This window comes from Nocardioides sp. Kera G14 (assembly GCF_020715565.1).
GTDB lineage: Bacteria > Actinomycetota > Actinomycetes > Propionibacteriales > Nocardioidaceae > Nocardioides.
On sequence record NZ_CP085839.1, the window covers coordinates 3,287,322 to 3,311,978 of the forward strand.

Here is a 24,657-nt window from a genome sequence, read left to right on the forward strand (position 1 = left end):
GCAGGAGGTGTTCTGCGATACCCCTTCCCATCGGCTGGGAAGAGGACACGTCAGGTTACTTGAACGATCGGAGGCGCAGCGAATTGCCGATCACGAACACCGACGAGAAGGCCATCGCCGCTCCCGCGATCATCGGCTGCAGCAGCCCGGCCGTCGCGAGCGGGATCGCGAGCACGTTGTAGGCGAAGGCCCAGAAGAGGTTGCCCTTGATCGTCCCGAGCGTGCGGCGGGCCAGTCGGATCGCGTCCGCCGCCTTCCGGAGGTCGCCGCTCACGATGGTGAGGTCGGAGGCCTCGATCGCCACGTCCGTGCCGGTTCCCATCGCGATCCCGAGGTCGGCAGCCGCCAGGGCGGCCGCGTCGTTGACTCCGTCGCCGACCATGGCCACCACGCGGCCCTCCCCCTGCAGGCGCTGTACGGCGGCGACCTTGTCCGCCGGCATCACCTCCGCGAACACGTCGGACTCGCTGATGCCCAGCTCGCCGGCGACCTTCAGGGCGACCCCCCGTGCGTCCCCTGTGAGCAGGATCGGGCGCAGCCCGAGGGCGCGGAGCTGCCGCAGGGCGTCGTACGACGACGGCTTGATCTGGTCGGAGAGCGTGATCGTCCCCTTCCACCGTCCGTCCCAGACGACGTCGACCGCGGTCTCGTCGCCGGAGGACGGCGAACGGGAGACGGTGACCCGCACACCGTCGACCGTCCCCTCGACGCCGACCCCCGCCGTCGCCATGAACCCCGTCACCCCCGGGATCTCAGCGTCAGCATCGGTCCCTGAGATCCCAGGGATGCCGGTGCGGGCGGCGTCGGTGATCGCGCGACCGATCGGGTGCTCCGAGGCGGCCTCGACCGCGCCGGCGAGACGCAGCACCTGCGCGGGATCGACGCCACGCGCCGCCTGGACGCTGGAGACCGCCATCACCCCGGTGGTCACCGTGCCGGTCTTGTCGAGCACGACGGTGTCGATGCGCCGAGTGGACTCCAGGGCCTCAGGACCGCGGATCACGAGGCCGAGCTGCGCGCCGCGACCGGTGCCGACCAGCAGCCCGATCGGTGTGGCGAGTCCTAGGGCGCAGGGGCACGCGACGATAAGCACGGCGACAGCGGCGGAGAAGGCCATGGACGCCGAATCCCCGAGCACCGCCCAGCCGACGAAGGTCGCGAGCGCCACGAGCATGACCACCGGCACGAAGACCCGTGCCACGCGGTCGGCCAGGCGCTGCACCTCGGCCTTGCCGGTCTGGGCCTGCTCGACCAGGCGGGCGAGCTGGGAGAGCTGGGTGTCGGCCCCGACCGCGGTCGCGCGCACGACGAGGCGGCCGCCGCTGTTGATCGTGCCTCCGACGACGGCAGATCCGGGAGAGACCTCGACCGGCACCGGCTCACCGGTCAGCATCGACTGGTCGACGGCCGAAGAGCCGGAGACGACGACGCCGTCGGTGGCGATCTTCTCGCCGGGCCGGACGACGAAGACCGCGTCGACCGTGAGGGAGTCGATCGGCATGGCCATCTCGTGATCGCCATGCAGGACGGTCACCTCCTTGGCGCCGAGCGACAGGAGGGCCCGCAGCGCAGCGCCGGCGCGTCGCTTGGACCGCGCCTCGGCGTACTTGCCCGCCAGGATCAGGGTGGTGACACCCGCCGCCGCCTCGAGGTAGATCGCCCCGAGGCCATCGGTCCGGGAGACCCGCCACGTGAAGGAGTGATGCATGCCCGTCATGCCGGCGTGGCCCCAGAAGAGGGCGTAGACCGACCAGGCGAACGCGGCGAGGACACCGACGGAGACCAACGTGTCCATCGTCGTGGCGCCGTGCCGGGCGTTGCGCCAGGCCGCCCGGTGGAAGGGCAGCGCACCCCAGACCACGACCGGAGCCGCCAGTGCGAAGGAGAGCCACTGCCAGTTGTCGAACTGCAGCGCCGGCACCATCGCCAGCAGCACCACCGGCACCGACAGCACTGCCGAGACCAGGAGCCGCTGCCGCAGCTCTGCGTCGGGCTCGTCCCGCCGGTCGGGTGCTGACGGAGGCGTGTCGGGACCCGGCTCCGGCGGGAGGGTGGCCGAGTAGCCGGCACCCTCGACGGCCTTCACAAGCACCGACAGGTCCAGACCCTCAGGCACCGACACGTGCGCCTTCTCCAGGGGCAGGTTGACGGTCGCGGCCACGCCGTCGAGCGAGTTGAGCGCCCGCTCGACCCGCCCGGCACACGAGGCGCACGTCATTCCGCCGACGGCGAGGTCGACCTCGCGGAGATCAGCCGCCGTCATGACCGCACCAGCCGGGCGATCGCGGCGCTGGCCTCCCGCACCTTCTCGTCGGCCTCGGGGCCGCCGTGCTGCACCGCGTGCGCGACACAGTGCCCGAGGTGGTCGTCGAGCAGCCCCAGCGCGACCGACTGCAGTGCCTTGGTCGCCGCAGAGATCTGGGTCAACACGTCGATGCAGTAGGTGTCGGACTCGACCATCCGCTGCAGTCCGCGGACCTGGCCCTCAATCCGGCGCAAACGCTTGAGGTGCGCCTCGCGGTTGTCGGTGTAGCCCGGGTGTGAGTCGCTGACGACGTTGTCCATACTTCCGACCATATACCCCCTAGGGGTATGTCCCAAGTGCAAGACTCGACCCATGACGCGACCGCTGAAGAAGCTCGGCTTCCTCACCCTCGGCCTCTTCGACCCCGCCGATCCGGGCGCCGGACACGAGGAGCTGCTCGAGGTGATCGAGCTGGGGGAGAAGCTCGGCTTCGACTCGGCATGGCTCCGCCACCGTCACCTGCAGTACGGCGTCAGCTCACCGGTCGCGATCATGGCGGCCGCCACGCAGCGGACCCGCAGGATCGAGCTCGGCACCGCCGTGACACCTCTCGGCGCCGAGAATCCGTTCCGCCTCGCCGAGGACCTCGCCACTGTCGACATCCTCAGCGCCACTCCGGAGTCGGGTGGCCGGGGACGGATCAACCCGGGCTTCTCCGTCGGCCCGCCGATGAACTACGAGCGCTACAAGGCGGCGATCCACCCCGACACCGCCGACCTCGAGCAGCTCGGCTTCCCACGTCTGCAGCGCTTCCTCGACTACGTCTCCGGCCAGCCGGTCAGCGACTTCGAGGGGACAGTCGGGATCGAGACGTTCGACCGTCGCATCCAGCCGCAGAGCCCCGGCCTCGCCCAGCGCACCTGGTACGGCGCCGGGTCGCTCAACTCCGCCGAGTGGGCCGGCCGCCACGGACTCAACCTGCTCTCCTCCAGCGTGGTCCGTGCCGAGCACGACTTCACGGCGGGCCGCGCGGACGGGGCCGAGTTCGCGCGGATCCAGCGTCATCAGATCGACCTCTTCCGCGAGCACCACCCGGCCGGCGAGGACGCGCGGGTCTCGCAGGGCCTCGTCGTGATCCCCACCGACTCGGCCACCCCCGACCAGGTCGAGCGGTACACGGCGTACAGGGAATCGAGGCTTGCCCGGACCCGGGAGCCGCAGGGGCCGGGGCTCCTTTTCGCGCCCGACCTCGTCGGCACCAGCGCCCAGATCGCCGAGCAGCTCCACGAGCACGCGGGCTTCCAGGCGGTCGACGAGGTGGCCTTCGCGCTGCCCTTCACCTTCCGGCACGAGGACTACGTGCAGATCCTCACCGACATGGCCGGAGCCCTCGGTCCGGCGCTCGGTTGGTCGCCGACGACGGCGGCATGACTACAGCCGGATCTCGTCGAAGGTCGTCGTGGTGAAGCGCACCGCAACGTCGACGGTGTCGCCGACCTCCGGCACGCGCGCGCCCTTCGGCAGCACCAGCATCGAGGCCTGCATGTGCGGCGGCTCGGCGAACTCCAACGGCTTGCCGTCGAGCGAGAACGGCGAGCGGAGCGTGCCCGCCGACTCGATCGCCCCCTTGGCGAGCGTCGCCGCCCGGCCACGCGGCGAGGAGTCACCCGAGGGCGCCACCAGACCGAGGCCGTGGGCGGTGCCACCCGACACCACCAGCAGGTGGCCCGAGGCACCGCGGCCCTGCCGGTAACCGAACCGCTCCGACCGCCTGATCGGGTGGACGTCCTGCACGACAGCGGTCACCGCGAGCGCGCCACGATCACCGAGCCACAGCCCGGTGCCGACCCGCGGCCGGATGCTCAAGTCCCCGTACGCCGACCGCAACCGCTCCAACTCCGAAGGCGTCAGGTGGGAGATCCAGACGCTGCTCGCCTCGGCCCCGATCACGTCGTCGAGCAGCGCCCGCGCCTCGGGCTCGTTGCCACCCGTCATGGGCAGGTGGATCGTCACGCCCTCGAACCGCGCGCGACTCCTGGCGATGCCGGCTGCGGCCCACAGCTCGGCCGCGCTCATGCCGTGGCGACGCATCGAGGTCGTCCGCTCGAGCACCACCCGCGCCCCGGGCTGCACCTCGAGCAACGCCTCGAGGTCCTCGGGACGCGAGACCGTGTGGATCACCCTGCCCGCCACCTCGGGGGAGAGCACCGGGATCCACGGCCGCCACGGCGTCAGCACCAGCACGTCACCGGGGAAGCGGGACAGCACCGACGGCAGCTCGGCATAGGTGCCGACCGCCATCACGTCCACGCCGAGCCATTCGCACCGGCGCGCCAGAGACGCGAGCCCGAAGCCGTAGCCGTTGCCCTTGGCGACCGGCACCAGGCCCGCGGTCGCGTCGGCGACACTGCGGAGATGGTTCCGCCAGCGTGCGCCGGCGACGGTCAGGACCAGCGACATCTCAACGACCTCGCCGGTTCATGTAGGCCGTGAAGGCCTTGTAGATCAGGGGCCTGAGCGCCCGGTCCCACTCGCCGGCGTACTCCACGGCCTGGCCACCGGTGCCGACCTTGAACTGGATCAGGCCCACATGCGAGTCCGCCGAGTCCAGCGTCGGCGTGATGCCGCGCAGGTCATAGACATCGCACCCGGCAGCGAGCGAGTCGCGGATCATCGCCCACTGCAGGGCGTTGGAACCGCGGACCTCGCGCTTCTCCGTCGAGGAGGCGCCGTAGGAGTACCAGGACCAGGCCCCGACCTGCACGAGGATCGTCGCGGCGACGAGGTCGCCCTCGTGCCTCGCGAGGTAGAGGCGGATGCGACGGGGGTCCTCGGCCGACAGCTCGCGGAACATCGTCTCGAAGTAGGAGAGCGGTCGCGGCGTGAAGTGGTCACGCTCGGCCGTGTGGACGTAGAGGTCGTGGAAGGCTCGCAGGTCGGACAGGTCGAGTGAGACCCGGACCTCGACGCCCTCCTTGTCGGCCTTCTTGATATTGCGCCGCCAGAGCTGGTTCATGCCCTTGAGCAGGTCGTCCTCGGTCCGCCGCTGGCCGTCGACCACGAGCGGGATCTCGTACGTGTACTGCGGCTGCCCCGCACCGAAGCCGTCCTCCGGCGACTGCAGCACCCACCCGGCAGAGCGGAGCTGGGAGACCACCCGAGCGCCCTCGGGATAGCGGTGTTCAGGCGCGAGATCGCCCAGTCGACGTACGGAATCGGAGGCGACGCCCTCCTTGACCTGCGCGGCGCTCCACGTCGCCGTCCGTACCGGCGGACCGAGCCGGACCGCGAAGGCCCCGTTCTTCCGGAGGTACGCCGACAGCGGCTCCAGCCACTCCGCGAGATCGCCCGACCAGTCGATCGACGGACCTTCGGGCACGTAGGCGAGCGTGTAGCGCTTCAGCTTCGGCACGGGACGGTGCAGCACGAGCGCCGCCCCGACCAGAGTTTCACCGCGGAACCACCCGACCGACTCCGACCGCCACTCCGTCTTGACTCGCGCCCACGCGGGCGTCTGCAGGAAGCTGACCGAGCGTTGCTGCCGCACCCACTCACGATGGACTTGAGGCGAGATCCGCCGCACGCTCAGGGTCACGCGCCGACCCTACCCGCGGAAACCACCCGTGGACGATCCGGCCGACGAGCCACAGCTCGCCCGCGACGCGGACCAGGATCCCGAGCCAGTAGAAGGGCTGCTGGTCGCCGCCGCCGGGAGCGAGGAAGCCGCCGAGGTACCACCAGACGAGGGCGAAGTAGGCGAACTCGGCGCCCTGCCACCATGCCTGCTCACGCCACCGTGGACGCGCGATGACGGCCAGCGGCAGCAGCCAGAGCACGTACTGCGGGGAGTAGACCTTGTTGACGATGAGGAAGCCCGCGACGACCACGAACCCCAGCTCGGCGAAGGTCGGCGTACGCCGTGCGGCGAGACCGACGGCCAGGGTCAGGGCGCACCACAGACCGAAGAGCAGCCAGGACCAGACGTTGATCGTGTGCGGCGTGAAGGTGTGGCCGGTGACCTGCTGCGCGACCAACCAGAGCGAGCCGAGGTCGGCACCGCGACTGGAGTTGAAGCTCCAGAAGACCTTCCACTCGTCCCAGCCGCCGAGCATCGCCGGAGCATTGACGAGCAGCCAGCTCAGCCCTGCACCGAGGAACGCGAGGCCCACTGCCGGCCATCGCCGCGCCCGCCAGGCGAGGATCACGATCGCCCCGAGGAGGAAGAGCGGATAGAGCTTCATCGCCGTGCCGAGGCCAATCGCGACGCCGGCCCAGCCGGGGCGCCCCCGTGACCACGCGAAGATCGCCGCGGCGACGCACGTGACGGCCAGCAGGTCCCAGTTGACCAGCCCGGTGACCAGCAGCATCGGCGACGCGGCGAACCAGAGGACGTCCCATGGACTGCCGCGCGGGCCCCGCCGGGAGAGGACGAGCAGCCACGTCGCCGCCAGCGCGAGGATGGCGAAGCCGAGTGCGTTGACGGCAACGTACGGCCCGATCTCGGCATGGACCGCGGGCATCGACCACAGCTGGTCGGTGGCCGCCTCGTGACGTGGCTCCATCGGAGGCGAGCCCTTGAGCCAGTGCGTGACCCACGCCGCGCCCCAGGCCCAGTAGGCGATGCCGACCGGGTACTCCATCACCTCATAGCGGGAGCGGGTCTGCGCGTCGTCGGAGTAGGGCCAGTCCAGCTCGGCCAGTCCGCGCCCGGTGTAGAGGTAGGGCAGGTCCGAGTAGCACATCTGGACATAGCGTCCCTCAGAGTTCTCCCACGTCTTGGAGTAGCACCCGGCCTTCTGCACCATGCCGAGCGCGAACGTCACCGCCGTGACCGCGAGCAGCACCCGCAGCGGCGTCCACCACGTGCGCCCGGCGTGGATCACGGGCCTGAGGACGAGGTCTGCGTCGCCGACGCGGTCGCCGACGGCTGCTCGGTCTGGCAAGCCGGGAGCAAGCCTCCGCACGTCGGGTTCGGCTGCGCGGGCTGAGGCGCCGTGGAGGATGCGGCCGGCGTCGGCGCGACCGGAGTGGCCGACTTGGTGGCCTTCGGCTTCGCCGACTTGGTGGCCTTCGGCTTCGGGTTGCTCGGCGGGGGTGCGACAAGCCCCGGGTCATGGTCGTCGTCCGGTGCGTCACCGTCGACCCAGGCGGGCGGCGGGAAGTCCTCCTCCGGCTGGCCCTCGAGGTCGCGCTCCATCACCGCGAGCCACGTGTCGGTCGGATAGTCGGCACCGAAGTACGACGGCATCCAACCGTCCAGCTGCTCACGGCCCTTGCCGCGGACGTACATGACCGCCGTCGAGAGCTGAGGGGTGAAGCCGGTGAACCACGCCGAGGAGACCTGGCCCTTGTCATTGGTCGCCGTACCGGTCTTGCCGGCGGCGGGACGGCCCAGGGCCAGTGCCGCGCGACCGGTACCGCTCTTCACCACCTGCTGCATCGCGTACGAGACGTCGGCGGCGATGTCCTTGTCGATGACCTGCTTGGCGTTGTTCTTCCACTGGTAGCGGACGACGCCGTCGCGGTCGACGACCTTCGTGATGACGTGGACGTCGGCACGCTTGCCGCCCGCGGCGATCGTCGCGTAGGCGTTGGCGAGGTTGATCGGGCTGACCTGCGCCTTGCCCAGTGTGATCAGCGAGTCGGACGGGAGCAGGTCCGGCGTGTGGTCGGGGATCCCCGGAAGGTCCTGCTCCGGCTTGGTGGGCGCCAGGCCCATCTCCGTGGCGGTCTTGTAGACCGCCTTGGAGCCGTTCGGGATCGAGCTCGACATGTCGACGAAGGCGGTGTTGACCGACTGCTCGAGCGCCGTCAGCGCGGTGATGTGGGAGCCGTAGGAGTGACCGTTGGCCTCACCGGCCTGCTCACCTTCGTTGTGCACCTGGAGCGTCGAGCCCGGGAAGGTGAAGGGCGAGTTGCCGTCGAAGGTGTCCTTGAGCGAGAAGCCCGCTCCGAGCGCGGTGGCCAGGGTGAACGGCTTCATCGTCGAGCCGGCCATGCCGCCGGCGGCGGCCCAGTTGATCTCGGACTTGAGGAAGTCCTGGCCGCCGTAGAAGCCGAGCAGTGCACCCGTGCCGGGCTGGACGGTGGCGACACCGACGTGGAGCTGCTTGTCGGTGATCTTCGCGCTGCCGTCCTTCGTCGTGGTCGGCGCGTTCTCCTTCACCGCCTCCTCGGCGTTGGCCATGTCCTGCCGGTTGAAGGTGGTGGTGACGCGCAGGCCACCGCCGGTGATCTCCTGGTCGGAGAAGCCGAGCTTGTTGAGCTCGTTCTCGACCAAGGTCAGCATGTGGCCCTTCTGGCCACCCTTGGAGGACGACTGCTTCTGCTTCGCGACCTTCGGCAGCGCCGCCTCGGCATCGGCCGCCTCGCTGTCGGTGATGTCGCCCGCGTCCGCCATGCCGTTGAGCACGTAGCGGTAACGCTGGAGCAGGTCCTCGTTGACGCCGGAGTCGTCGGTGCGGTCGGGGCTGAGCCGCGACGGGTTGTTGAGCACGGAGGCGAGCACCGCGCACTCGTCGAGGTCCAGCTTGGAGGCCGGCTCGTCGAAGTAGGCCTCGGAGGCAGCCTGGATGCCGTACGCACCGCGGCCGAAGTAGATGGTGTTGAGGTAGCCCTCGAGGATCTCCTGCTTGCTCTTCTGCCGCTGCAGCTTGAGCGAGAGGAAGGCCTCCTTGATCTTGCGCGTGTAGGTCCGCTGCTGGCTGAGGTAGAGGATCTTCACGTACTGCTGCGTGATCGTCGAGGCACCACCGGTGATCTGGCCGGCCTGGGCGTTGGAGAACGCCGCGCGCAGGATGCCCTTGGGGTCGATGCCCTTGTCGGTCCAGAAAGAGCGGTTCTCCGCGGCGACCACGGCGGACTTGATGCAGTCCGGCATCTGCGAGTACGAGATCGACTCGCGGTTCTGCTGCGCGAACTGGCCGATCTTCGTCTTGCCGCCGGCGTAGTAGATGTACGTCGACTGGGTCTGGAACGCCTCGTTGGGGCTGGGGATCTTGGTGCGCTGGTAGGCGACGAACCCGATCACGACGAGCAGCAGGAAGAGCGAGAGCCCCGCGATGAGGCACCACTTGAGCACCCGGAGGGTCCAACCGCGCGCACCCAGCGGTGCCGCGGCCCCCTTCCGGACCGGTGCCTTCTTCCTCACTGGTGCCCTCTTGCCACTCGCCACGAGGGAAGAGAGTACGCACAGCGGCGTACGTGTCGCGGATTCGCAACAGACGGATATATCGCTACGATGCATCTATGGCACGTCGCGCAGAGACCATCGAGCTGGCAGTCCTCGGACTCCTGCACGAGGGCCCCATGCACGGCTACGAGCTGCGCAAGCGGCTCAATCTCATGCTCGGTTGGGGCCGGGTGCTCTCCTACGGATCGCTCTACCCCACCCTGAAGAAGATGTTGCGGGCCGACCTCATCGAGGAGGAGACCACTGCGGTCACTCCGGTGACGCGTCGTCCTCGGATCGTCTACAGGGTCACCGAGGCCGGTCACACGGAGTTCGAGCGCCTGATGTCCCAGGTCGATTCCACAGCGTGGGAAGACGACAACTTCGACATCCGGTTCGCGTTCTTCGGCCGCACCGACATGGAGATCCGGCTGCGCGTCCTCGAGGGACGACGTACCCGCCTCCAGGAGCGGCTCGACCGCGTCCAACGTGAGCTGGCCATGACCCAGAAGGAAGTTGACCAGTACGCCGCCGAGCTCCAGAGGCACGGCGTCGAGTCTGTGGAGCGCGAGGTCCGCTGGTTGTCAGACCTCATCAATGCCGAGCGGAACGATTCGCAGGCAGTCACACTAAGGAAGGAGCCCTGATGGGTTCGATTCGCGTAGCAATCGCGGGTGTTGGCAACTGCGCCAGCTCCCTCGTCCAGGGTGTCGAGTACTACAAGGACGCCGACGCGTCGAGCACCGTCCCGGGGCTCATGCACGTCAAGTTCGGCGACTACCACGTCTCCGACGTGGAGTTCGTCGCGGCGTTCGACGTCGATGACAAGAAGGTCGGCAAGGACCTGTCCGAGGCCATCAACGCCTCGGAGAACAACACCATCAAGATCGCCGACGTTCCGTTCAAGAATGTCGAGGTCCAGAAGGGCCCGACCCTCGACGGTCTCGGCAAGTACTACCGCCAGACGATCGACGAGTCGGGCGCTGCCGACGTCGACGTCGTCCAGGTCCTCAAGGACAACCAGGTCGACGTCCTCGTCTCCTACCTTCCGGTGGGCTCGGAGCAGGCCGACAAGTTCTACGCCCAGGCGGCCATCGACGCGGGCGTGGCCTTCGTCAACGCCCTCCCGGTCTTCATCGCCTCCGACCCCGAGTGGGCTGCCAAGTTCACCGAGGCCGGCGTCCCGATCGTCGGCGACGACATCAAGTCGCAGGTCGGCGCCACCATCACGCACCGCGTGATGGCGAAGCTCTTCGAGGACCGTGGCGTCACGCTGGACCGCACGTACCAGCTCAACGTCGGCGGCAACATGGACTTCAAGAACATGCTCGAGCGCGAGCGCCTCGAGTCCAAGAAGGTCTCCAAGACCCAGGCCGTCACGTCCAACCTGACCGGTCCGCTGTCCGGTCTGGTGGACTCGAAGAACGTCCACATCGGTCCGTCCGACTACGTCGCGTGGCTCGACGACCGCAAGTGGGCCTACGTCCGCCTCGAGGGTCGTGCCTTCGGTGACGTTCCGCTCAACCTCGAGTACAAGCTCGAGGTGTGGGACTCCCCGAACAGCGCCGGCATCATCATCGACGCCGTGCGTGCCGCGAAGATCGCCAAGGACCGTGGTATCGGCGGCCCGATCCTCCCGGCGTCGGCGTACCTCATGAAGAGCCCGCCGGTCCAGATCGAGGACACCGAGGGTCGCGCCCAGCTCGAGGCGTTCATCATCGGCGCCTGATCGACCTATCCTCTGCGAGAACCCCCGCTCCGGCGGGGGTTCTTCGCATTTTCAGGCCCGGTCAGGCGAGTTCAGACCTTGCGCGGCGCGGTCTCGACGATCGAGCGGAGCAGCACCTCCGCGGTCTCGATGCAGGCGTCGACGTCGAGCGTCACCGGCTCGACCAGAAGCTGGCGACCGATCTCCTCAAGGGTGCCGAGCGCGGCATGTGCCGCGATGACCGGGTCGATGCCGGAGCGACCGACCGACCGGATCACGTCGGCGATGATCGCCTTGATGCCGGACCGGGTCACCTCGATCCGCTCGGAGACCTCCGCCGGGCGACCGGGGATATGGGTGAGGATCGGACGCCAGGTGTCCTTGTCCGCGCTGACGATGTCGATCAGTTGCCGCAGATGGGTCGACGCCCAGACGTAGAGGTCGACGCTGTCGACCAGGAGCGGCCGGAAGACGTCCATGATCTGGTCGACCGCCCGCTGCTGGGTGCGGTCCAGCAGCGCCCGCGAGAGGTCGGTGAGGTCGGTGAACGCTCCGTAGACGACCGGCCTGGTCACACCGGCCTCCGCCGCGACGCTGGCGATGCTGAGGGAGTCATAGCCATCCCGGTTGACGATGACCAGGGCAGCGTCGAGCAGTTGCTCGCGGCGCTCAGCGGGAGGGATCCGGGCGGCGTAGGGCCGTCGCTTGCGCACCTTCCCCACGACGCTCATGGAAGGGATCCTAACCAGCCGATGACATTTACTACAGTCCCGTAGTAATTTGCCGGAGTGAGCACTCGCAACGTGGCGACCACGGACGGTCTGAACCTCGCGGTCTACGAGGCCGGGGACCCGGCCGACCCGACGCTCGTCGCGGTGCACGGTTACCCCGACGACCACACGGTGTGGGACGGCGTGCTCGAGCTCCTCGCCGCTGACTTCCATGTCGTCACCTACGACGTACGTGGCGCAGGTGCCTCCGACGCCCCGTCGCGACGCTCGGGCTACCGCATCCCGCAGCTCGTCGCCGACCTCGGCGCCGTGATCGACGCGACCGCCGCCGGGAAGAACGTCCACCTGATCGCCCACGACTGGGGCTCGATCCAGTGCTGGGACGCCCTCCGCACGGACGCCCTCGGAGCGCGGATCCTCTCCTACACCTCCATCTCGGGGCCGAGCCTGGACATGGCGGGCCGCTGGCTGCGCGGGGCGGGCCACCCGGTCAGCACGCTCAAGCAGCTCGCGGACTCCTGGTACGTCGCAGCCTTCCAGCTTCCCCGCCTGCCGGAGCTGCTGCTCTCGCGGGGGGTCCTCGGCAAGGCGGTTGCCCACTCCAAGCGTGCCGGTGACGCGGCCCGGCCCCAGGCGGTCGACCGCCACATCAAGCCCCGTGACGCGATCAACGGACTGGAGCTCTACCGCGCCAACTTCACCGGCCGCATGGCCCGGCCCCGGCCCGCGCCGATCCAGGTGCCAGTCCAGGTGCTCGCCCCCACCGACGACGCCCACGTCACGGTCGCCCTCCAGACCCAGGCGCCGGCGCCGTACGTCGCCACCCTCACGTCCCACGTCATCCCGGGCAACCACTGGGTCGTCGAGCAGGATCCGGAGCGCATCGCCCGACATATCGTCGACTTCATCAAGAACGTCTGAGCGGAGGAACACCCGATGGCCCTCAAGATGCCGAGCATCAACCGCCTGCACGAGCCCGCGAAGGTGGCACTCAACGCCCGCGACGTCCACTTCGACTGGACCGGCCTGCCGCTCGCATGGATCCCCGGTGAGGTCTTCGCCTCCCACTTGGTCAACGTCCTCCACCTGCTGCTTCCCGAGGGCGAGCGCTGGTTCGTCAAGGTCTTCTCCGAGGCGCTCCCCCTGATCCAGGACGAGCAGCTCAGGGAGGAGGTCATCGGCTTCATCGGGCAGGAGGGCGTGCACGCCTCCTCCCACCAGGGCGTCCTCGACTACTTCGACGAGCACGGCCTCGACACCCGTGCCTACGTGGCCCAGGTGGCCGACCTCTTCCAGCGGATCCTCGGCGACCGCGACCTCACCGGCCGGGCCAAGGAGGAGTGGCTGGTCCAGCGCGTCTCGATCGTCGCGGCCATCGAGCACCTCACCGCGGTGCTCGGCAACTGGGTGCTCAACACGCCGGGCCTCGACGCGGCTGGCGCCGACGAGACCATGCTCGACCTGCTCCGGTGGCACGGTGCCGAGGAGGTCGAGCATCGCGCGGTGGCCTACGACGTCTTCCAGCACCTGGACGGGCGCTACTTCCAGCGCATCCTGGCCTACGGCATCGGCGGTCCCGCGCTGATCTGGCTCTGGATCCAGGGCGTGCGCTACCTGATGGAGCACGACACGGTGAACCGGCCCGGCCGACCGAAGGTGAGCAGCTGGCTGCGGGCCAGTGCCAAGGGCCTCACGCCCGGGCCGCTCCTGATGGCGACCTCGTCGCTGAAGTTCTTCTCGCCCTGGTACCACCCGGACCACGAGGGCAACACGGCGCAGGCCGTCGCCTACCTCGCGAAGTCGCCGGCGGCCCTGCGCGCCGACGCCCTCGCGGCCGAGGTGGCTCCCGAGCAGTGAGCGAGACCCCCCGGGGTGTCGGCGTACGCGTGCCGCCGACGGCCGATCCCAACCGCACCATGCGGACGCTCGACACGCTGGTCCGTCGGGTCGCCATCCCGGTCGCGCTCCGCACCTCGCGCTCACGCCACCCGATCGGCCAGGTCGATCGCGACCTCAGGGCGGTCGTCTCCCGGATCACCGTCGCCGGCGAAGGTGTGAAGGTCTTCGAGCTCTCCCGCGCCGACTGCAAGCAGTTCCCCTGGTGGTTCCCCGGCGCCCACATCGACGTCGTGCTCCCCTCGGGCAAGGTCCGGCAGTACTCGCTCAACGGCCGCCGCGACAACCCGAACCAGTGGCGCATCGCCGTACGCCGGATTCCGCTGGAGGCCGGCGGTGGTGGTGGCTCGATCGAGATGCACGAGCTCGAGGTGGGCGACGCACTCGTGGTCCGCGGGCCACGCGAGGCGTTCCCGTTCGTCTTCAACGAGGCCGGCTACCTCTTCGTGGCCGGTGGCATCGGCATCACGCCGATCCTCCCGATGCTGCGCCGCACCGCACGGCGCAACAGGGTGCCGTGGACGCTCGTCTACACAGGACGCACCCGCGACTCGATGCCGTTCCTGGATGAGATCGCCGAGATCGCCGGAGCCCGACCGGGCAATGCCGAGCGGATCCACGTCTGGCCCGACGACGAGTACGGCACCCCTGATGCCGCGAAGATCATCTCGCTCGCACCTGCGGGCGCGGCGCTGTACACCTGTGGCCCCACGCCGATGATCGACGCCCTGCGCCGGGCCATCCCCGATCCGCAGATCGATGCCCTGCACTACGAGCGCTTCTCACCGCCGCCGGTCGTGGCGGGGAAGCCCTTCCGGATCCGCCTGGAGCGGGAGGGCGTCGACCTGCCGGTCCGTGCCGACGAGACGGCCCTGACCGCCGTGCGCCGGGTCCATCCGGGCCAGGCCTACAGCTGCCAGCAGGGGTTCTGCGGCACCTGCAAGGTACGGGTCCTCGAAGGCACCGTGGAGCACCGCGACCGCAAGCTGACCGACTACGAGCGCGAGGGCCACATGCTGCTGTGCGTCTCCCGCGGCTCGGGCACGGTCGTCCTCGACGTATGAGCACAAGGAGCGCACCCATGAAGGCAGTCGTCTGCCAGGACGGCGAGCTGTCCGTCACCACCGTCACCCAGCCGCAGCCGGGGCCGGGCCAGCTGCTGGTCAAGGTGGTGCGAGCCGGCATCTGCGGCTCCGACCTCCATGCCCGCACCCATGCTGCGGAGCTCGCCGAGATCGCCTCGGAGAGCGGCTACCCCGGCGTCATGGCCGCCGGCTCCTCGGTCGTCTTCGGCCACGAGCTCGTCGGTGAGGTCGTCGCCTACGGCCCGCAGACGCGCGGGACGTGGAAGCCGGGCACGCTCGTGACCGCGCTCCCCGTCCGCCGCGACGCCGACGGCACCCACCTGGTCGGCTTCGAGGAGGGTGCCCCCGGTGCGTACGCCGAGTACACGGTGGTCCAGGAGGCCTTCACGTTCGAGGTGCCCGAGGGTCTCGAGCCCGACCTCGCCGCCTTCACCGAGCCGCTGGCCGTCGCCTGGCATGCCGTACGCCGGGCCAAGGTCGGCAAGCGCCCCGTGATCGTGATCGGCTGCGGCCCGATCGGGCTGGCGATCATCCTCATGCTGCGCGCTGCGGGGGCGAAGAAGATCATCGCCTCGGACTTCTCGCCTGCCCGCCGCAGGCTCGCCGAGCAGTGCGGGGCCACGACGGTTGTCGACCCGCGCGAGGAGTCCCCGTGGGACGTCTACCGCCCGACCGGTCCGATCAGCTCGCCGGCGGCGTACGCCGAGTACGGCATCAAGGCCGTCGGTGCCGCCCGCCGGGTGCCGTTCCTGCCGTGGGAGAAGGCACTCCTGCACGCCGAGCTCCTCGGCCAGGCTCCCCAGGGACCGGTGGTCTTCGAGTGCGTCGGCATCCCCGGCATGATCGAGCAGATCGTCACCGCCGCCCCGATCATGACCCGCCTGGTGGTCGTCGGCGTCTGCATGGAGCCCGACTCCTTCCGCCCGGCCGCGGCGATCAACAAGGAGATCGAGATCCGCTTCGCGTTCGGCTACGACCCGGCGGAGTTCAACCAGACCCTCGGCATGATCGCCTCGGGCAAGGTCGACCCGAGCCCGCTCCACACCGGCACGGTCGGACTCGAGGGCGTCAGCAAGGCCTTCACCGACCTCGGCAACCCCGAGGTCCACGCGAAGATCCTGATCGACCCGTCGCTCTAGTTCTGCTCGCTAGTTCTGCTCGGCCTCAGCCTTGACCCGCTCGAGGGTCTGGCTCATGCCCTCGAGAAGCTCGGGGACGAAGCTCTTCTGACCACCGAGCACGGTGGCGGTCAGGACCTTGGAGACGGCGCTGATCCCGTCCGGGGTCTCGCGGCGGTGGGTGACCAGCGTCCCGCCCTCCGGCGTCGGCTCGAGCTGGAAGGACCAGACCGACCGGTTCTCGGTGATCCGGAAGGCGAAGTCAGTGTGCGGGGTGAAGCGCACGACCTTCGCCGTCGTGGGCCAGCGCTTCCAGCCCTGCTGGTTGACGTTGAGGAAACGGGTGCCGCGCTTCACCGGCCCGCCGAGGACCACCGACCGGACGACCTGCGGGCTCCACTCGCTCATCCGCTTGACGTCGCTCACCAGCGCCCAGACCTGCGCGGGAGTGGCGTCGATCGTGATCGTCGCCTTCAGCTCGGTTCCGACAGCGGCGGCAGCAGCTTCACTCATACGAGCAAGTTACTGGTTGGTAACCCGTTCTGACCACCATGTCCGGAGCCGCTCCGCCGCCTCCTCCTCGGAGAGGACACCCTCATCGAGGCGCAGCTCCATGAGGAAGCGGTAGGCCTCGCCGACCTCGCGGCCGGGCTTGAGGTCGAGCAGCGCCATGATCTGGTCACCGTTGAGCGCCGGGCGGAGCGCGCTCAGCTCCTCCTCCTCGGCCAGTCGCTCGATCCGGGTCTCGAGCTCGTCGTAGGTGCGGGCGAGGCGCTCGGCCTTGCGTCGGTTGCGCGTCGTGCAGTCGGCACGCGTGAGGATGTGGAGGCGGCTCAGCTGATCGCCGGCGTCCCGGACGTAGCGACGCACCGCCGAATCGGTCCAGTCGCCGTCGCCGTACCCGTGGAAGCGGAGGTGCTGCTCGACGAGCTGGCAGACGGCGTCGATCTCGGCATTGGAGAACTTGAGCGCCTGCATCCGCTTGCGCGTGATCTTGGCGCCGACCACGTCGTGGTGGTGGAAGGTGACGACGCCACCCTCGACGAAGCGCCGCGTCTTCGGCTTGCCCACGTCGTGCATCAGCGCGGCGAAGCGGCTGATGAAGTCGGGCTCCTCGAGTCCGAGGCGGTGTTCCAGGTCGATCGACTGCTCGAGGACGGTGAGCGTGTGCTCGTAGACGTCCTTGTGCCGGTGGTGCTCGTCGCGCTCGAGCTGGAGCGCCGGGAGCTCCGGCAGGACGAGGGCCGCCAGGCCGGTGTCGACGAGCAGCGTCAGGCCGAGGCGCGGATGCGGTGCGCAGATCAGTTTCACCAGCTCGTCGCGCACGCGCTCAGCGCTGATGATCGAGATCCGATCGGCCATCGCGGTCATCGCCGCCACGACCTCAGGGGCCACGGAGAAGCCGAGCTGGGCGGCGAAGCGCGCAGCCCGCATCATTCGCAGCGGGTCGTCGGAGAAGCTCGCCTCCGGAGTCCCCGGAGTCCGGAGTACGCCGGTCGCGAGGTCGACCACGCCGCCGTACAGGTCCACGACCTCGCGCCCGGGCAGACGCACGGCCATCGCGTTGACGGTGAAGTCGCGCCGACCGAGGTCGCCGGCGAGGGTGTCGCCGAAGTCGACGTCGGGTTTGCGGGAGTCGGGGTCATACGTCTCGGACCGGTACGTCGTCACCTCGACCTGCCACGGCCCCCGCCGGCAGCCGATCGTGCCGAAGTCACGGCCCATGTCCCAGATGCCGCTGCCCTTCTCGCCGCGGATCCACTCGCGGAGGAGCCGCTCGGTATCGTCCGGGCGGGCCGAGGTGGTGAAGTCCAGGTCGTTGTGCTGCCGGCCGAGCATCGCGTCGCGCACCGGTCCACCGACGAGCGCGAGCTCGAATCCGGCCGCGGCGAAGAGCTCCCCGAGGGAGTCGATGACGGGGCCGATCCGGTCCAGCTCGGTGGTCACCTGACGCTGCACGTCAGCGACGGTGAGCTGGGACACGGCGGCATCGGACACAGCAGAGCAGTTTAGGAGGGGCAGGGTCCTACCCCGTTATCGTGAACCGCATGCCCCGAGCCCTGCAGCGCGCCCTGACGCTGCCCGGGCTCCTCCTGATCACGCTTCTCGTCGCGCTGCCGATCCCGTCGGCCACGGCCGTCGTCGACACCCACCGCGCCGAGGCGACCACGCCCCTGACGGTCGCGATCACCAGCCTCACGCCGGGCGCGATCCCCAAGAACGGGCCGATCAGGGTCAGCGGCACCGTGACCAACACCGACACCGTGACCTGGCTCGACGTCGGCATCTCGCCCTTCGTCAGCTCCACGCCGATGACGACCTCCGACGAGCTGACCGCGGCCCTGGCCCAGCCCGCCGATGCCGAGGTCGGGAGTCGGATCCTCACCGACGTCGTGACGATCCCGACGATCCTGCCCGGGCAGTCGGTGAGCTACACGCTCACCGTCAAGCGCTCCGACCTGGAGGCTGAGGGTGTGGGCGCGCCGGGGGTCTACTGGTTCGGCGTCCACGCACTCGGCACCGGCCCGGACGGGCGTGACGGCGTCGCGGACGGCCGCGCCCGGACCTTCCTGCCGCTCCTCGCGAAGTCGGCGACCCCGATCAGCGCGACGGTGATCGTCCCGGTCCGGGCGACCGTCACGCGTAACGGCGAGGGCGCCCTCGCCGACGTGGACCGCTGGAGCGACCTGCTAGAGCCCGACGGCCGCCTAGGCCGGATTCTGACGCTGGCACGGGGCCCGGCCGGGCACGACGTGTCCTGGCTCGTGGACCCCGCCGTCCTGGCCGCCGTCCAGCAGCTGGCCGCCGGCAACCCGCCCCGTCCCCTGGCGCCCGCGCCTGCGGAGGACGCGTCCGACGATGACCAGGGCGACGGCAGCTCACCCGACGCGTCGCCCTCACCGTCCCCTGAGGATCCCGACGCCGACGACGGAGACACCCCCGACGAGGCCACGCAGAAGGCCGCCGCGCTCGCCGCGGACTGGTGGGCCGGCATGTCGCACGCGCTGCAGGGCGCCGACGTCCTCGCACTGCCCTACGGCGACCTCGATCTCACCGGTGCCGCACTGCACGACACCTCGGTCTACAAGACCGCCCGCACGCGGGGCGACGAGGTCTTCAAGGCCTGGGGCCTGACCACCACGCCGGTCAACGCGCCGATCGCAGGCGCGCTCGACGCCGACACTGCCGGGCTCCTCCGCACCGCCGACGCCACGACACCTGTGCTGGTGACCAACAGCATGCTGCCCGCCGAGGGCGACCCGAGCGCCACCGCGATGGCGGACCCGACCCTCGTGCGCAGTGCCGACCTCGACCTCGTCCCGGTCAGCTCTGACGTCAGCACCGGCGGTCCCGGGCCGGACGACCGCCTTGCCGGGACGGCCCTGCGCCAGCGGATCCTCGCCGAGGCGGCGTTGCGGTCACTCTCGGCGACGGGAGAGCCCGTCGTCGTACAGCTTCCGACGCGGTGGGAGGGCGTCGACGCCGAGCAGCTCGCGCTGGGCCTGCGGCAGCCGTGGCTCTCCCCGCGCTCCCTCAGCTCCACCGTGACCAGTGCTCCCGTCACGGCGATCGACTTCGACCACCTGCAGGTGCCCGACACCAACGACCGGCAGGTGCTCAGCGGTGCCACCTTCGCCGCGAGCGGTGACCTGATCCGGTTCGGCCGCACCCTCCAACACGTCCTCACCGGCAACACCGCCGTCGCCGACGCCACCCTGGACGAGGCGCTGGCCGACCTCTCCTACCAGCGCCGCGGCGCCCCGACCGGGGGTGCGAGCGGCTCGGTCTTCGCCATCCAAGCGCTCCTCGGCCGGATCCGTGTCCAGGCGCCCAGGGCCGTCACCCTGTCGGGCTCGAGTGGTCGGTTCGCCGCGACCGTGACCAACGACCTCACGCAGCCGGTCACCGTCACCCTGCAGCCGCTCACGGACGAGGGGCTCACGATCACCACGCCCAAGGCCGTCGAGATCGCCGGCGGGGCGTCGGCCACCGTCCTGATGCAGGCGACCCATGCGCGGGTCGGCGTCCACAGCGCACGGCTGGTCCTGACCGACAAGGACGGCGTCCATCTCGGCACCGGCGTCGAGGTCCCGGTGCGGGCGGCGCAGGTCTCGAAGATCATCTGGCTCTTCCTCGCCGTCGGGTGCGGCCTCCTCTTCGGCGCCATCATCGCCCGCCTCATCCGCCGCGTCCGGCACGCCCGCCGCGGAGAGGGCGAGGAGGGCAGCCCCGCATGAGCGACCAGCAGACGATGCTCCGGAGCAGCGCGGTGATGGCGGCCGGCACGGTGGTCTCGCGGCTGAGCGGTTTCGTCCGCTCAGCGCTGCTGGCGGCGGCGCTCGGCAACGTGCTGCACGCCGACATCTTCAACATCGCCAACACGATCCCGAACATGCTCTACATCCTGCTGGCCGGGGGCGTGATCAACGCCGTGCTCGTCCCGCAGTTGGTCCGCTCACTCAAGAACGACCCCGACGAGGGCGCGGCCTACACCGGGCGGGTCCTCACCCTCGTCGCTGTCTTCCTGGCGAGTGTGACGGTCCTCCTGATCGTGATCGCCCCGTGGGTGATGCGGATCTTCGCCGACACCAGTTGGCCGCCGGGCGCCTTCGACGCGACGGTCGCCTTCGCCCGGCTCTGTCTCCCGCAGGTCTTCTTCTACGGCATGTTCGTGCTGGTCGGGCAGATCCTCAACGCCCGTGGGCGTTTCGGGCCGATGATGTGGGCGCCCATCACCAACAACGTGGTTTCCGTCGCCGTCCTGGTCCTCTACCTCGTCGTCTACGGCTCCGACGATCCCCTGAGCCCCACCTACGGCGCCGGCCGCGAGTGGCTCCTCGGCCTCGGCTCCACCGTCGGCATCGCGGCACAGCTGGTCGTGCTCGTCCCCTACCTCCGTGCGGCGGGCGTCTCGCTCCGGCCGCGCTGGGACTTCCGCGACTCCGGGCTCTCGCACACCCTGCGCCTGGGCGTCTGGACCGTGGCCTTCGTGATCGTCAACCAGATCGCGTACGCCGTCGTCGTCCGCCTCTCCGGCACCGGCACGGGCAGCGGCAGCAGCCACGCCACCGGATACACCGTCTACACCGCCGTCTTCCTGATCATCATGGTGCCGCACGCGATCGTGACGGTGTCGCTGGCGACGGCCGTCCTGCCCAGGCTCTCGGCACGGGCTGCCGACGACGACCACCGCGGGCTCGTCCGGACCCTGGCCCCGACATTGCGCACCGCACTGGCGGTGATCGTCCCGTTCGCCGCCGTACTTCCTCTGGTGGCCAACAAAGTCGTGGTCGTCCTCTGGGGCTACGGCGCCGCGAAGGAGACGGTCGGCAACTACACCGACACGCTGATGCTCTTCGGGCCGGGACTCGTCTTCTTCACCGTGCACTACCTCGTGCTCCGCGGCTTCTACGCCCGCGAGGAGAACCGCATCGTCTTCTACATCCAGTGCGCCGTCGCCGCGACGAACATCGTCGTGGCCGTCACGCTCGTCACGCGCACGACGCCCGACCAGACCGCACCCATGCTCGTCATCGCCTACATCTCGTCGTACGCCGTCGGCGCCTGCCTCTCCTATGCCGTCCTCTCGCACCGACTCGGCGGGCTGCACACGCCCGTCTTCGCCCGCTACCTGGTGAGGCTCCTGATCGCGGTCGCCGGAGCGTTCCTCACCGGATGGGTGGTGCTGGAGGCGGTGCCGGGCATGGCGGAGCCGAGCGGCCTCCTGCTGTCGCTGGTCAAGGGCGCGACGATCGGCGTCGTCTTCGGGCTCGTATACCTCGCCATCGCGCGGGCACTCAGGCTCGAAGAGGTCACCGGCGTGATTGAGACGCTCACCGCACGACTGCGACGTTAGACCTACGATCGGATCGCGCTGAGGGGCAGCGCACGGGAGCCGTCGATGGGGGTGCCATGGCGATCAACCGAGCGGGAGACCTGCTCACCGGGCGCTACCGGCTCGACGACCTGATGAGCGAGACCGGTTCGGGTGAGTTCTGGCGCGGGTTCGACACCGTGCTCGCACGCACAGTCGCCATCCACGCGATCCCGTCCGACGATCCGCGAGCCGCGGCCCTGGTGCGCGCGGCGCAGGCGTCGGCACGTGTCGTCGAGAGCCGGTTCCTCAGAGTGCTGGACATCGACACCCGTGCCGACCTGACCTTCGTGGTCAACGAGTGGGGCGCCGGCACCTCACTCGACCACCTGCTGGCCGGGCAGGGACCGCTGCCGCCGCGACCCGCCGCCTGGCTCGTCGACGAGGTCGCCTCCGCCCTCACCGTCGCCCACGAGGCCGGCGTCGCGCACGGCCGGCTCAACCCCGAGAACGTACTGATCGACGAGGCCGGCTCCATTCGGATCATCGGCTTCGCCGTCGAGGCGGCGCTCTACGGGCTCGAGGGCGATCGGATCGGCATCGACGTCATCGACCTCGCGGCGCTGCTCCAGGCCACGCTGACCGGTCGCTGGGCCGGGCTCTCGGACTCCGCGCTCGCGCGGGTGCCGCGCGAGCAGGGCGCCCTGTTGGATCGCGGGCGGGAGCGGTTCCTGACGCCGCGGCAGCTCCAGGCCGGCGTACCGGGGGTGCTGGACAACCTCTGCGACGAGGTGCTCAACCGACCCCACGGCCGGCACGCCGGACCCAACACCGCCCGGGAGATCCACGAGATCCTCGCCGCGTACGTCGGGGACCCCGGTGATATCGAGGCCGAGGTGGCAGGACTCACCTCAGCGGGACGCTCAGGTCCCGTCGGTGTCGGCGCCCGCTCCCAGGGCGGCGGCACCGCCACCGCGGTGGCGCCCGACCCGGAGCCGACCGGACCGCTCGCGCTCACCGACCTCCCGACCGAGGCCGGCACCCCGATCTTCAACGAGGGCGGCGACGTCGGCTGGTTCAGCCCGCGCGGCAACCGTCCGACGCCCCCGCCCCCGCCCGAGCCCGTGCCGGAGCGTCCGCTCTTCGCGCCCGAGGGTGAACGCCGCCCCGTCCTGCCGGAGACCAACACCCCGTCGAACGACTGGATCTTCTCCGCCCCCTCCGGCGTCGACGAGGAGGAAGCACCTGGTGGCGGTGCCTGGCTCAGGGTGGCGCTCGGCGTCGGCGTCCTCGCGCTGCTGCTCGTTGCCGGCGTACTCGCCTATGCGCTGGCCCGTCCGGACTCCTCTCCGAACGCCTCTCCCTCGGAGGACGCCAGCGCCACTCCCACGACGGCCACCGTGATCAAGGGCGTCAGCGCCCTCGACTTCGACCCGGAGAGCAAGCCGCCGACGGAGAACCGCGACCTCGCCCCGCTCGCGGTCGACGGCAACCCGGGGACGTCGTGGCGGTCGGTGACCTACTACCAGCAGCTCGGGCCGAACGGGATCAAGACCGGCGTCGGGATGGTCCTCGACCTGCACGGCTCGCATACCGTGACCGGCCTCGACCTCACCTTCGTCGCTCCCGGCACGACCGTGGCGGTGTACGTCACGAAGTCCGCACCCACGAGCGTTGAGGGCCTGGAGCCCGCCCAGTCGCTGACCGCCGGCACTCACGAGAAGCTGACGCTGGTGAAGCCCGAGACCGGTGGCTTCGTCACCCTCTGGTTCACCGCGCTGCCGCAGGTGAGCGGCGGCTTCCGCGTGGAGCTCGCCGAGGCGTCGGTACTCGGGAGCAGCCGCAACTAGACTGGGGCCATGACCCAGGGAACCGAAGCGACCGACCCGCGCAACGTCATCATCATCGGCTCGGGGCCCTCGGGCTACACCGCCGCCGTCTACGCCGCCCGGGCCTCGCTCAACCCGCTGGTCTTCGAGGGCTCCGTCACCGCCGGCGGTGCCCTGATGAACACTACCGAGGTCGAGAACTTCCCCGGCTTCCCCGAGGGCATCATGGGCCCCGCCCTCATGGAGAACATGCGCGCCCAGGCCGAGCGGTTCGGCGCCGAGCTGATCGCGGACGACGTCATCGAGGTCGACCTGACCGGTGACGTGAAGAAGGTGGTGACCTACGGCGGTACCTTCTACGCCCGCGCGGTGATCCTGGCGATGGGCAGTGGCTACAAGAAGCTCGGCCTGCCCGACGAGGACCGCCTCTCCGGTCGCGGCGTCTCCTGGTGTGCCACCTGCGACGGCTTCTTCTTCCGCGAGCAGCACATCGCCGTCGTCGGCGGCGGCGACTCAGCGGTCGAGGAGGCCACCTTCCTCACCCGCTTCGGCTCCAAGGTCTCGCTGCTGGTTCGCCGCGACGAGCTGCGCGCCTCCAAGGTGATGCAGGACCGCGCCTTCGCCGACCCGAAGCTCGAGATCATCTGGAACTCCGCCGTGGAGTCGATCAACGGGGCCGAGAACGTCGAGTCGCTCACGCTCGTCGACACCGTCACCGGGGCGACGTCGGAGCTGCCCGCGACCGGCCTCTTCGTCGCCATCGGCCATGACCCGCGCTCGGAGCTCATCCGCGGCCAGGTCGACCTCGACGCCGAGGGCTACGTGCTGACCCGGACCGGGTCCACGGCGACCAACCTCACCGGTGTCTTCGCCGCCGGCGACCTGGTCGACCACACCTACCGCCAGGCCATCACCGCCGCCGGCTCCGGCTGTGCCGCCGCGCTCGACGCCGAGCGCTTCCTCGCCGACCTCGAGCACCAGGCCCACACCGCCGCAGCCGCGGCCGTCAACGCCTGACGGGGTCACCGACGTCCGGGACGACATCGCCCACCGACCCCC

At 69.9% G+C, this 24,657-nt stretch carries 20 protein-coding genes; 11 read left to right on the forward strand and 9 right to left on the reverse strand.

Annotated features, from left to right (window positions below):
* Positions 1-55: 55 nt before the first annotated feature.
* Together LH076_RS16050 and LH076_RS16055 are read right to left on the reverse strand one after the other, a co-directional pair.
* Positions 56-2,263 (reverse strand): heavy metal translocating P-type ATPase, encoded by a 2,208-nt coding sequence (locus LH076_RS16050; RefSeq protein WP_227781762.1) that lies wholly within the window; start codon positions 2,261-2,263, stop codon positions 56-58.
* A complete protein-coding gene (locus LH076_RS16055; protein ID WP_227781763.1) occupies positions 2,260-2,565 on the reverse strand; it encodes a metal-sensitive transcriptional regulator in 306 nt (101 codons plus the stop codon). The genes LH076_RS16050 and LH076_RS16055 overlap by 4 nt, the downstream gene beginning before the upstream one ends.
* 52 nt (positions 2,566-2,617) lie before the next feature.
* On the opposite strand from LH076_RS16055, the gene LH076_RS16060 reads away from it, so the two are divergent.
* A complete protein-coding gene (locus LH076_RS16060; RefSeq protein ID WP_227781764.1) occupies positions 2,618-3,676 on the forward strand; it encodes an LLM class flavin-dependent oxidoreductase in 1,059 nt (352 codons plus the stop codon).
* Here LH076_RS16060 and LH076_RS16065 read toward each other — a convergent pair whose 3' ends face one another.
* From LH076_RS16065 to LH076_RS16080, 4 genes are read right to left on the reverse strand one after another with little or no spacing between them, the layout of a single operon-like run.
* Positions 3,677-4,705: an alanine racemase gene (locus LH076_RS16065; RefSeq protein ID WP_227781765.1), complete on the reverse strand. Its 1,029-nt coding sequence runs from the start codon at positions 4,703-4,705 to the stop codon at positions 3,677-3,679.
* Position 4,706: 1 nt separating this feature from the next.
* The gene (locus LH076_RS16070) at positions 4,707-5,840 is read right to left on the reverse strand and encodes a lipid II:glycine glycyltransferase FemX (protein ID WP_227781766.1); all 1,134 of its coding nucleotides are present in this window, start codon (positions 5,838-5,840) and stop codon (positions 4,707-4,709) included.
* Positions 5,797-7,188: a glycosyltransferase family 87 protein gene (locus LH076_RS16075; protein ID WP_227781767.1), complete on the reverse strand. Its 1,392-nt coding sequence runs from the start codon at positions 7,186-7,188 to the stop codon at positions 5,797-5,799. Before LH076_RS16075 ends, LH076_RS16070 begins: the two co-directional genes overlap by 44 nt.
* The gene (locus LH076_RS16080) at positions 7,125-9,395 is read right to left on the reverse strand and encodes a transglycosylase domain-containing protein (protein WP_227781768.1); all 2,271 of its coding nucleotides are present in this window, start codon (positions 9,393-9,395) and stop codon (positions 7,125-7,127) included. The genes LH076_RS16075 and LH076_RS16080 overlap by 64 nt, the downstream gene beginning before the upstream one ends.
* A 98-nt stretch (positions 9,396-9,493) precedes the next feature.
* Between LH076_RS16080 and LH076_RS16085 the strand changes: the two genes are divergently transcribed.
* Complete coding sequence (locus LH076_RS16085) at positions 9,494-10,063, forward strand: helix-turn-helix transcriptional regulator (protein ID WP_227781769.1); 570 nt, start codon at positions 9,494-9,496, stop codon at positions 10,061-10,063.
* Positions 10,063-11,145, forward strand: coding sequence for an inositol-3-phosphate synthase (locus LH076_RS16090; protein WP_227781770.1), 1,083 nt, complete (start codon positions 10,063-10,065; stop codon positions 11,143-11,145). The genes LH076_RS16085 and LH076_RS16090 overlap by 1 nt, the downstream gene beginning before the upstream one ends.
* A 71-nt stretch (positions 11,146-11,216) precedes the next feature.
* Here LH076_RS16090 and LH076_RS16095 read toward each other — a convergent pair whose 3' ends face one another.
* A complete protein-coding gene (locus LH076_RS16095) occupies positions 11,217-11,855 on the reverse strand; it encodes a TetR/AcrR family transcriptional regulator (protein ID WP_227781771.1) in 639 nt (212 codons plus the stop codon).
* 57 nt (positions 11,856-11,912) lie between these two features.
* On the opposite strand from LH076_RS16095, the gene LH076_RS16100 reads away from it, so the two are divergent.
* From LH076_RS16100 to LH076_RS16115, 4 genes are read left to right on the forward strand one after another with little or no spacing between them, the layout of a single operon-like run.
* A complete protein-coding gene (locus tag LH076_RS16100; protein WP_227781772.1) occupies positions 11,913-12,776 on the forward strand; it encodes an alpha/beta fold hydrolase in 864 nt (287 codons plus the stop codon).
* Positions 12,777-12,791: 15 nt separating this feature from the next.
* Positions 12,792-13,712 (forward strand): metal-dependent hydrolase, encoded by a 921-nt coding sequence (locus tag LH076_RS16105; RefSeq protein ID WP_227781773.1) that lies wholly within the window; start codon positions 12,792-12,794, stop codon positions 13,710-13,712.
* Positions 13,709-14,815 carry a PDR/VanB family oxidoreductase gene (locus tag LH076_RS16110; protein WP_227781774.1) on the forward strand — a complete coding sequence of 369 codons (1,107 nt, stop codon included), beginning with the start codon at positions 13,709-13,711 and terminating at the stop codon, positions 14,813-14,815. The genes LH076_RS16105 and LH076_RS16110 overlap by 4 nt, the downstream gene beginning before the upstream one ends.
* Positions 14,816-14,832: 17 nt before the next feature.
* Positions 14,833-15,975, forward strand: coding sequence for a zinc-binding dehydrogenase (locus LH076_RS16115; protein WP_227781775.1), 1,143 nt, complete (start codon positions 14,833-14,835; stop codon positions 15,973-15,975).
* A gap of 9 nt (positions 15,976-15,984) precedes the next feature.
* Here LH076_RS16115 and LH076_RS16120 read toward each other — a convergent pair whose 3' ends face one another.
* Both LH076_RS16120 and LH076_RS16125 read right to left on the reverse strand, forming a co-directional pair.
* Positions 15,985-16,467 carry an SRPBCC family protein gene (locus LH076_RS16120; protein WP_227781776.1) on the reverse strand — a complete coding sequence of 161 codons (483 nt, stop codon included), beginning with the start codon at positions 16,465-16,467 and terminating at the stop codon, positions 15,985-15,987.
* A gap of 9 nt (positions 16,468-16,476) precedes the next feature.
* Positions 16,477-17,937 carry a CCA tRNA nucleotidyltransferase gene (locus LH076_RS16125; RefSeq protein ID WP_227781777.1) on the reverse strand — a complete coding sequence of 487 codons (1,461 nt, stop codon included), beginning with the start codon at positions 17,935-17,937 and terminating at the stop codon, positions 16,477-16,479.
* Positions 17,938-18,002: 65 nt separating this feature from the next.
* Between LH076_RS16125 and LH076_RS16130 the strand changes: the two genes are divergently transcribed.
* The 4 genes from LH076_RS16130 to trxB are packed head-to-tail and all read left to right on the forward strand — an operon-like array spanning position 18,003 to position 24,615.
* Positions 18,003-20,192, forward strand: a complete 2,190-nt coding sequence (locus LH076_RS16130) for a hypothetical protein (protein WP_227781778.1) — start codon at positions 18,003-18,005, stop codon at positions 20,190-20,192.
* Positions 20,189-21,811, forward strand: a complete 1,623-nt coding sequence (murJ, locus tag LH076_RS16135; protein ID WP_227781779.1) for a murein biosynthesis integral membrane protein MurJ — start codon at positions 20,189-20,191, stop codon at positions 21,809-21,811. Before LH076_RS16130 ends, murJ begins: the two co-directional genes overlap by 4 nt.
* A 56-nt stretch (positions 21,812-21,867) precedes the next feature.
* Positions 21,868-23,619 carry a protein kinase family protein gene (locus LH076_RS16140; RefSeq protein WP_227781780.1) on the forward strand — a complete coding sequence of 584 codons (1,752 nt, stop codon included), beginning with the start codon at positions 21,868-21,870 and terminating at the stop codon, positions 23,617-23,619.
* 9 nt (positions 23,620-23,628) lie between these two features.
* Positions 23,629-24,615 (forward strand): thioredoxin-disulfide reductase, encoded by a 987-nt coding sequence (gene trxB, locus LH076_RS16145; RefSeq protein WP_227781781.1) that lies wholly within the window; start codon positions 23,629-23,631, stop codon positions 24,613-24,615.
* Positions 24,616-24,657: the final 42 nt, after the last annotated feature.

Coding starts and splice junctions, on each gene's coding strand:
- LH076_RS16120 (WP_227781776.1), bottom strand. CDS start 16,467: ATGAGTGAAGCTGCTGCCGCCGCTGTCGGAACCGAGCTGAAGGCGACG.
- murJ (WP_227781779.1), top strand. CDS start 20,189: ATGAGCGACCAGCAGACGATGCTCCGGAGCAGCGCGGTGATGGCGGCC.
- LH076_RS16130 (WP_227781778.1), top strand. CDS start 18,003: ATGCCCCGAGCCCTGCAGCGCGCCCTGACGCTGCCCGGGCTCCTCCTG.
- trxB (WP_227781781.1), top strand. CDS start 23,629: ATGACCCAGGGAACCGAAGCGACCGACCCGCGCAACGTCATCATCATC.
- LH076_RS16095 (WP_227781771.1), bottom strand. CDS start 11,855: ATGAGCGTCGTGGGGAAGGTGCGCAAGCGACGGCCCTACGCCGCCCGG.
- LH076_RS16085 (WP_227781769.1), top strand. CDS start 9,494: ATGGCACGTCGCGCAGAGACCATCGAGCTGGCAGTCCTCGGACTCCTG.
- LH076_RS16140 (WP_227781780.1), top strand. CDS start 21,868: ATGGCGATCAACCGAGCGGGAGACCTGCTCACCGGGCGCTACCGGCTC.
- LH076_RS16060 (WP_227781764.1), top strand. CDS start 2,618: ATGACGCGACCGCTGAAGAAGCTCGGCTTCCTCACCCTCGGCCTCTTC.
- LH076_RS16105 (WP_227781773.1), top strand. CDS start 12,792: ATGGCCCTCAAGATGCCGAGCATCAACCGCCTGCACGAGCCCGCGAAG.
- LH076_RS16055 (WP_227781763.1), bottom strand. CDS start 2,565: ATGGACAACGTCGTCAGCGACTCACACCCGGGCTACACCGACAACCGC.
- LH076_RS16065 (WP_227781765.1), bottom strand. CDS start 4,705: ATGTCGCTGGTCCTGACCGTCGCCGGCGCACGCTGGCGGAACCATCTC.
- LH076_RS16050 (WP_227781762.1), bottom strand. CDS start 2,263: ATGACGGCGGCTGATCTCCGCGAGGTCGACCTCGCCGTCGGCGGAATG.
- LH076_RS16090 (WP_227781770.1), top strand. CDS start 10,063: ATGGGTTCGATTCGCGTAGCAATCGCGGGTGTTGGCAACTGCGCCAGC.
- LH076_RS16115 (WP_227781775.1), top strand. CDS start 14,833: ATGAAGGCAGTCGTCTGCCAGGACGGCGAGCTGTCCGTCACCACCGTC.